This is a genomic window from Streptomyces montanus (assembly GCF_005786655.1).
GTDB lineage: Bacteria > Actinomycetota > Actinomycetes > Streptomycetales > Streptomycetaceae > Streptomyces > Streptomyces sporangiiformans.
Genome location: NZ_VBZC01000018.1, coordinates 147246 through 153906 on the forward strand (window position 1 = coordinate 147246; position 6661 = coordinate 153906).

At 68.2% G+C, this 6661-nt stretch carries 9 protein-coding genes and 1 tRNA gene; 3 read left to right on the plus strand and 7 right to left on the minus strand.

The window, feature by feature from the left end; translation table 11 throughout:
• Positions 1-6: 6 nt before the first annotated feature.
• Together FE633_RS18590 and FE633_RS18595 are read right to left on the minus strand one after the other, a co-directional pair.
• A complete protein-coding gene (locus FE633_RS18590) occupies positions 7-348 on the minus strand; it encodes a GroES family chaperonin (RefSeq protein WP_162931191.1) in 342 nt (113 codons plus the stop codon).
• 60 nt (positions 349-408) lie between these two features.
• Entirely contained in the window at positions 409-747 is a 339-nt protein-coding gene (locus FE633_RS18595; protein ID WP_138046281.1) for a DUF3618 domain-containing protein, read from the minus strand.
• Between the two features lie 137 nt (positions 748-884).
• Here FE633_RS18595 and bcp point away from each other — a divergent pair, with 137 nt between their 5' ends.
• Both bcp and FE633_RS18605 read left to right on the plus strand, forming a co-directional pair.
• Positions 885-1352, plus strand: coding sequence for a thioredoxin-dependent thiol peroxidase (gene bcp, locus FE633_RS18600; protein WP_138046282.1), 468 nt, complete (start codon positions 885-887; stop codon positions 1350-1352).
• Between the two features lie 44 nt (positions 1353-1396).
• Positions 1397-1480: transfer RNA gene (locus tag FE633_RS18605), tRNA-Leu, on the plus strand.
• 14 nt (positions 1481-1494) lie between these two features.
• Here FE633_RS18605 and rdgB read toward each other — a convergent pair.
• The 4 genes from rdgB to FE633_RS18625 all read right to left on the minus strand — a co-directional run bounded on the left by rdgB (position 1495) and on the right by FE633_RS18625 (position 3823).
• A complete protein-coding gene (gene rdgB, locus FE633_RS18610; RefSeq protein ID WP_138046283.1) occupies positions 1495-2097 on the minus strand; it encodes an RdgB/HAM1 family non-canonical purine NTP pyrophosphatase in 603 nt (200 codons plus the stop codon).
• Positions 2098-2180: 83 nt separating this feature from the next.
• The gene (locus tag FE633_RS18615) at positions 2181-2588 is read right to left on the minus strand and encodes a hypothetical protein (protein WP_119102160.1); all 408 of its coding nucleotides are present in this window, start codon (positions 2586-2588) and stop codon (positions 2181-2183) included.
• A 143-nt stretch (positions 2589-2731) separates the two neighbouring features.
• Complete coding sequence (gene rph, locus FE633_RS18620; protein ID WP_119102159.1) at positions 2732-3469, minus strand: ribonuclease PH; 738 nt, start codon at positions 3467-3469, stop codon at positions 2732-2734.
• A 120-nt stretch (positions 3470-3589) separates the two neighbouring features.
• The gene (locus FE633_RS18625; RefSeq protein WP_119102158.1) at positions 3590-3823 is read right to left on the minus strand and encodes a PTS sugar transporter subunit IIB; all 234 of its coding nucleotides are present in this window, start codon (positions 3821-3823) and stop codon (positions 3590-3592) included.
• Between the two features lie 439 nt (positions 3824-4262).
• On the opposite strand from FE633_RS18625, the gene FE633_RS18630 reads away from it, so the two are divergent.
• Positions 4263-5513 (plus strand): PTS transporter subunit EIIC, encoded by a 1251-nt coding sequence (locus tag FE633_RS18630; RefSeq protein ID WP_138046284.1) that lies wholly within the window; start codon positions 4263-4265, stop codon positions 5511-5513.
• 113 nt (positions 5514-5626) lie between these two features.
• Here FE633_RS18630 and FE633_RS18635 read toward each other — a convergent pair whose 3' ends face one another.
• Positions 5627-6379 carry an MBL fold metallo-hydrolase gene (locus FE633_RS18635; RefSeq protein ID WP_138046285.1) on the minus strand — a complete coding sequence of 251 codons (753 nt, stop codon included), beginning with the start codon at positions 6377-6379 and terminating at the stop codon, positions 5627-5629.
• Positions 6380-6661: the final 282 nt, after the last annotated feature.

A 6661-nucleotide genomic window follows, 5' to 3' on the forward strand; every position in this document is an offset into this window, starting at 1 on the left:
GTGCGGCTAGAGATACAGGCCCGTCGAGTCCTCGGAGCCCTCGAACCGGTCCGCCGCCACGGCGTGCAGGTCACGCTCGCGCATGAGCACGTACGGGACTCCCCGGACCTCGACCTCGGCGCGGTCCTCCGGGTCGTACAGGACGCGGTCGCCCGGCTCCACGGTGCGTACGTTCTGCCCGACCGCGACGACCTCGGCCCATGCGAGACGCCGGCCGACGGCGGCCGTCGCGGGGATCAGGATGCCGCCGCCGGAACGGCGCTCGCCCTCATTGGTGTCCTGGCGCACGAGTACGCGGTCGTGCAGCATCCGGATGGGCAGCTTGTCGTGATGGGTGTTCTCACTCACGCCTTTGAACCTACCTGGCTTTGCGCGAAACGTACGCGGGCGGGGTCGGGGTGAGGTCGGTCAGCCCTTGCGCCGCCGGGAGCCGAGGGCCAGCAGTCCGACGAGCCCGACCACCACGACGGCCACGGGCACGATGCGCTCCAGTCGCGGCGCGCCGTCCTCGGTCACCAGCTGTCGCTTCACATCGCTGACCGCGCGGTTCACGCCGACGTAGGCGCGGCCGAGCGTGTGGTCGATGTTGGAGACGACCTTGGCCTTCGCATCGCCGACGATCGTCTTCGGGTGCACCCGCACCCCGATCTCGTCGAGCGTCTCGGCGAGAGTCTCGCGACGGCGCTTTATGTCCGCCTCGATCTGCGCCGGAGTCCTGGTGTCCGGCGTGCTCGACGTATCCGACACGCGCTGCCTCCGTGGTCGTGGTGATCGTGGTCGTTTTCTCTGGTCGACAGTCTGTCAGCTCAGCTCGGCGCACACCGCCCGGCACCCCCATTACGCTCGGGTCGTATCCACAAACCCCGCGAGGAGACCGAACCGAGATGAGCGAGCGACTCCAGCCCGGCGACACCGCCCCCGCCTTCACCCTGCCCGACGCCGACGGCAACGAGGTCTCCCTGGCCGGCCACAAGGGCCGCAAGGTCATCGTCTACTTCTACCCGGCCGCCCTGACCCCCGGCTGCACCAAGCAGGCCTGCGACTTCACGGACAACCTGGATCTCCTGGCGGGCGCCGGCTACGACGTCATCGGCATCTCCCCCGACAAGCCGGAGAAGCTCGCCAAGTTCCGTGAGAAGGAGTCCCTCAAGGTCACGTTGCTCGGCGACCCCGACAAGTCGGTCCTGGAGTCCTACGGCGCCTTCGGCGAGAAGAAGCTCTACGGCAAGACAGTCGTCGGCGTCATCCGCTCCACGGTGATCGTGGACGAGGAGGGCAAGGTGGAACGGGCGCTCTACAACGTGAAGGCGACCGGCCATGTCGCCAAGATCATCAAGGATCTGGGGATCTGAGGTCCGTCACGGACCGTCCGGCCAGTAGCATGACCGGACGGCAGGCGGCCGTGGTGGAATTGGCAGTCACGCTGGGTTTAGGTCCCAGTGGGGTAACACCCGTGGGGGTTCGAATCCCCCCGGCCGCACTTTTGAGTAGGCGTCAGCCCAGCAGTTCCCGCACCACCTGCACCAGCTCCCGGAACGCCTTGCCCCGGTGACTGATCGCGTTCTTCTCCTCCGGTGACATTTCCGCGCAGGTGCGGGTGTCGCCGTCGGGCTGGAGGATCGGGTCGTAGCCGAAGCCGTTGGCGCCGGCGGGTTCACGGCGGAGGGTGCCGCGGAGGCGGCCCTCCACGACGCGTTCCGTGCCGTCCGGGAGGGCGAGGGCGGCGGCGCAGGCGAAGTGGGCCGCGCGGTGTTCGTCGGGGACGTCGCTCAGCTGGTCGAGGAGGAGCGTGAGGTTCGCGCGGTCGTCGCCGTGGGAGCCGGACCAGCGGGCGGAGAAGATGCCGGGGGCGCCGCCGAGGACGTCGACGCAGAGGCCCGAGTCGTCGGCGACGGCCGGCAGGCCGGTGACCTGGGCGAGGGCGTGGGCCTTCAGCAGCGCGTTCTCGGCGAAGGTGACGCCGGTTTCCTTGACGTCGGGAGCGTCTGGGTAGGCGTCCGCGCCGACGAGGTCGTGGCTGAGACCTGCGGCGGCGAGGATCGCCTTCAGCTCTGTGATCTTTCCGTGGTTGCGGGTGGCGAGGATCAGGCGGGTCATGGTTCTCACCCTAGTCACCGGAAGGGAGCGCGGCTCCTGATCAGCGCTCCCAGTACCTCAGCACCTCAGCACCCGGCGGCACCTCAGGGCGTGCAGACCTTCGTCAGTTCGCCCGCCGCGTCCGTCACCGGGCTGATGTCGGGCGTCTTGTCGCCGTTCTTGATGGCTTCGCGGACGTTGGTGACGGCACTCTGGAGGTCGTCCACCGCCTTGTTGACGTCCGTGTCGTCGGTCTTGTCGCCGATCTTGTCGAGGTTCTTGTCGATGGAGTCGAGCGCTTCGTCGGCCTGCGTCGGGTCGTTCGACGCGTTCTCGACGGCCTGCTGGAGCTCGGTGACGCTGTCGGCGATGGCGTCGGCGGTCTGGACGCAGTCCAGCGCCTTGTTGACGGCATCGCAGCCGGTGGTCAGCCCGGCCGTCAGCGCGACGGCGGCCGCGGTGGCGGCGATGGCGGTACTGCGGCGGCCGAGTCGGCGGCGGCTCGTGGCCATGGAACGGTCCTCCCGTTGCTCAGGCCCCAAGGGCCCCTTTGGTACGGCGGGCGCACAGCGGTGTGCCGTACGCCCTTACTGCTAGTGACGCGAGGACCGGTGCCGTGGTTGCCCGCGGCGAGCGACTCCTTTTGGTGCGCCCTTTACCTTTCGAGGACGGTATCAAGGGCCTTGGCCTGGGCGACAGCGAGTTCCGCGCAGCCCGAAACGGCAAGGTCGAGCAGGGAGTTGAGCTCCTCGCGGGAGAAGGGCTCGGCCTCCGCCGTGCCCTGGACCTCGACGAACCGTCCGTCGCCGGTGCAGACGACGTTCATGTCGGTTTCGGCGCGCACGTCCTCCTCGTAACAGAGATCGAGCAGGGGTACGCCGTCGACGATGCCCACGGAGACGGCCGAGACCGTGCCGGTGAGCGGCTGGCGGCCCGCCTTGATGAGCTTCTTGCCGCGGGCCCAGGAGACGGCGTCGGCGAGCGCCACGTACGCGCCGGTGATCGCGGCGGTGCGGGTGCCGCCGTCGGCCTGGAGGACGTCGCAGTCGAGGACGATGGTGTTCTCGCCCAGCGCCTTGTAGTCGATGACCGCGCGCAGGGAGCGGCCGATGAGGCGGCTGATCTCGTGGGTGCGGCCGCCGATCTTGCCGCGGACGGACTCACGGTCGCCGCGGGTGTTGGTGGCGCGCGGCAGCATGGAGTATTCGGCGGTGACCCAGCCCTCCCCGCTGCCCTTGCGCCAGCGCGGGACGCCCTCGGTGACGGAGGCGGTGCAGAAGACCTTCGTGTCGCCGAAGGAGATGAGGACGGAGCCCTCGGCGTGCTTGCTCCAGCCGCGCTCGATGGTGAGGGGGCGGAGCTGTTCGGGCGTGCGGCCGTCGATTCGAGACATGCCGACGAGCCTAGCCGCACAGAGGGGAGGGGCCGCCTCCGGTGACGGAAGCGGCCGCTCGGCAGTGAGCCCGGGAGGCCGGGAGGCCCGGGGTACCGACCGTTGTGTGAGGTCAGGCGCTCACATCATGTCCTCGATGTCCGCCGCGATCGGGTCGGCGTCCGTGCCGATGACAACCTGGATCGCATTGCCCATCTTGACGACGCCGTGGGCGCCGGCGGCCTTCAGGGCGGCCTCGTCGACCAGGGCCGCATCGACGACCTCGGTGCGCAGGCGCGTGATGCAGCCTTCGACCTCTTCGATGTTGTCAATGCCGCCGAGTCCGGCGACGATCTTCTCAGCCTTGGTGGCCATTTCTTCTCCCTGATGCCAAAGGACGCGTTCTCGGGGCCCGGACGCGGCTGACCGCAGGTCCGCGACAGCACATCCTCACGACACTGGTCTACACCACACAGCGGCGAGTGCGAAACCCGCAGACCACTACCGGACAATCCGGTCGGCACGATCTGCGGTGCGGCCTGGACACAGTGTCGACGGACTGTCCGGGACCAGGACGGCGACTCCGGACCGGCGCGCCGCGCAAGGAACCACCCCGGCAAGGAAGTTGACGCATTTATGACGGTAACGGGTGCTCAGAACGTCCTATGCGATAGGTGGATTTGAGCGAGAAGTTAGCAATTCGCCCTGTATGTCCAGCTGACAGATTGACGGGTTCCTTATCTGGCCTTCACCGTGCTACAACATGGTCTACACCACTGAGTGGTGTAGACCACGCCCGCCCCTTGGAGGCACCATGAGCACCGCCACAGTCACGGCGGCCCCAGCAAAGAAGTGGGGATCCGGCCTGTTCCAGGGCCTGCAGAAGATCGGCCGTAGCCTGCAGCTCCCCATCGCCGTGCTTCCGGCGGCGGGCATCCTGCTGCGCCTCGGTCAAGCCGACGTGTTCGGCGCCGACGGACTCGGCTGGCCCAAGGTCGCGTCCGTCTTCGCCACCGCCGGTGGCGCCGTATTCGACAACCTGCCGCTGCTCTTCTGCGTCGGCGTCGCGATCGGCTTCGCCAAGAAGTCGGACGGCTCCACCGCACTCGCCGCCCTGGTCGGCTTCCTTGTCTACAGCAATGTACTGAAGGCCTTCCCGGTCACCGAGGCCAAGGTCCAGAACGGCGCGGACATAGCCGCGACCTACAACAACCCCGGTGTCCTCGGCGGCATCGTCATGGGTCTGCTGTCCGCGGTGCTGTGGCAGAAGTTCCACCGCACCAAGCTGGTCGACTGGCTCGGCTTCTTCAACGGCCGCCGTCTGGTCCCGATCCTGATGGCCTTCGTCGGCACCTTCATGGGCGTCTTCTTCGGTCTGGTCTGGGAGCCGATCGGTGAGGTCATCTCCGACCTCGGCACGTGGGTCACCGGCCTCGGTGCCGTCGGCGCCGGCCTGTTCGGTCTGATCAACCGTGCGCTGATCCCGGTCGGCATGCACCAGTTCGTGAACTCCGTCTCCTGGTTCCAGATCGGCGACTTCAAGAACTCCGCGGGCGAGATCGTGCACGGCGACCTGAACCGCTTCTTCGCCGGTGACCCGACCGCCGGCCAGTTCATGTCGGGCTTCTTCCCGATCATGATGTTCGGTCTGCCGGCCGCCGCCCTCGCCATCGCGCACACCGCCCGCCCCGAGCGCCGCAAGGCCGTGACCGGTCTCATGATCTCCGTCGCGCTGACCTCGTTCGTCACCGGTGTGACCGAGCCGATCGAGTTCGCGTTCATGTTCATCGCCCCGGTGCTGTACGCGATCCACGCGGTGCTCACCGCCCTGTCCATGGCGATCACCTGGGCGCTCGGCGTGCATGCCGGCTTCACCTTCTCGGCCGGCGCGATCGACTACTTCCTGAACTGGAACCTCGCGACCAAGCCATGGCTGATCATCCCGATAGGCCTGGTCTTCGGCGCGATCTACTACACCCTCTTCCGATTCGCCATCGTCAAGTTCAACCTCACCACCCCGGGCCGCGAGCCCGAAGAGGAGCTGGAGGACCTGACCAAGGCGTGATCCCGCCCTCCCCGCGGGAAGGGCCCCCTCAGCGACTCACTGAGGGGGCCTTCGCGTGCGTACTACCGACCTTCGTACCGGCCTTCGTGCCGGCCTCGTGCCGACCTTCGGGGCTAGATCTCGTACGTCTTCCGGGGCGCCGCCACTTCCACCGGTCCCGCGAACGTCTCGCGCGCGTCCGCCAGGTTCACCTGGGGATCCGTCCACGGCGGGATGTGGGTGAGGACGAGGCGGCGGGCGCCGGCACGGGTGGCGGTTTCGCCCGCCTCGCGGCCGTTGAGGTGCAGGTCGGGGATGTTCTCCTTGCCGTGCGTGAACGCGGCCTCACACAGGAACAGGTCCGCGTCCCGGGCGAGTTCGTCGAGCGCGTCGCACACGCCCGTGTCCCCGGAGTACGTCAGCGCCCGGCCGCCGTGCTCGATGCGGATGCCGTACGCCTCCACGGGGTGGCTCACCTTCTCCGTGTGCACGGAGAACGGGCCGATCTCGAAGGAGCCGGGCTTGACCGTGTGGAAGTCGAAGACCTCGCTCATGGAGGAGGCGCTGGGGGTGTCGGCGTACGCGGTGGTCAGGCGGTGCTCGGTGCCCTCGGGGCCGTAGACCGGGATGGGGGGACAGCGACCGCCGTCGTGTCTGTAGTAACGCGCGACGAAATAGGCGCACATGTCGATGCAGTGGTCGGCGTGCAGATGGCTGAGGTAGATCGCGTCGAGGTCGTAGAGACCGCAGTGGCGCTGCAGCTCGCCAAGGGCGCCGTTGCCCATGTCGAGGAGCAGCCGGAAGCCGTCGGCCTCGACGAGGTAGCTCGAGCAGGCCGATTCCGCGGACGGGAACGACCCCGAGCAGCCGACGACGGTGAGCTTCATGGAGCAGAAACCTCCGCTGGCGGAAAATGAGACGGGGGTCGTGCGGTCCGTCGAGCGTAAGGCGCAAAAGGGCGGGTCGCTCCTCAGGGAGAGGTCGTTGTGGGGGAACTCACCTGCGGTGTCACCGGTTCGGAGGCGCGCGGGAGGGGGCCGGCATTTTTTTCGCCCCCGCCGCCCCTACCCGTCCCATCCTTCTGGGGCTCCGCCCCAGACCCCGTTCCCGGGGGCCAGCCCCCGGACCCCCGCTCCTCAAACGCCGGAGGGGCTGAATTACCGCGGCTC

Excerpts from the sequence above, each read along its gene's own strand:
- rph (WP_119102159.1), bottom strand. The coding sequence starts at position 3,469 with ATGTCTCGAATCGACGGCCGCACGCCCGAACAGCTCCGCCCCCTCACC.
- FE633_RS18625 (WP_119102158.1), bottom strand. The coding sequence starts at position 3,823 with ATGGCCACCAAGGCTGAGAAGATCGTCGCCGGACTCGGCGGCATTGAC.
- FE633_RS18630 (WP_138046284.1), top strand. The coding sequence starts at position 4,263 with ATGAGCACCGCCACAGTCACGGCGGCCCCAGCAAAGAAGTGGGGATCC.
- FE633_RS18615 (WP_119102160.1), bottom strand. The coding sequence starts at position 2,588 with ATGGCCACGAGCCGCCGCCGACTCGGCCGCCGCAGTACCGCCATCGCC.
- FE633_RS18635 (WP_138046285.1), bottom strand. The coding sequence starts at position 6,379 with ATGAAGCTCACCGTCGTCGGCTGCTCGGGGTCGTTCCCGTCCGCGGAA.
- bcp (WP_138046282.1), top strand. The coding sequence starts at position 885 with ATGAGCGAGCGACTCCAGCCCGGCGACACCGCCCCCGCCTTCACCCTG.
- rdgB (WP_138046283.1), bottom strand. The coding sequence starts at position 2,097 with ATGACCCGCCTGATCCTCGCCACCCGCAACCACGGAAAGATCACAGAG.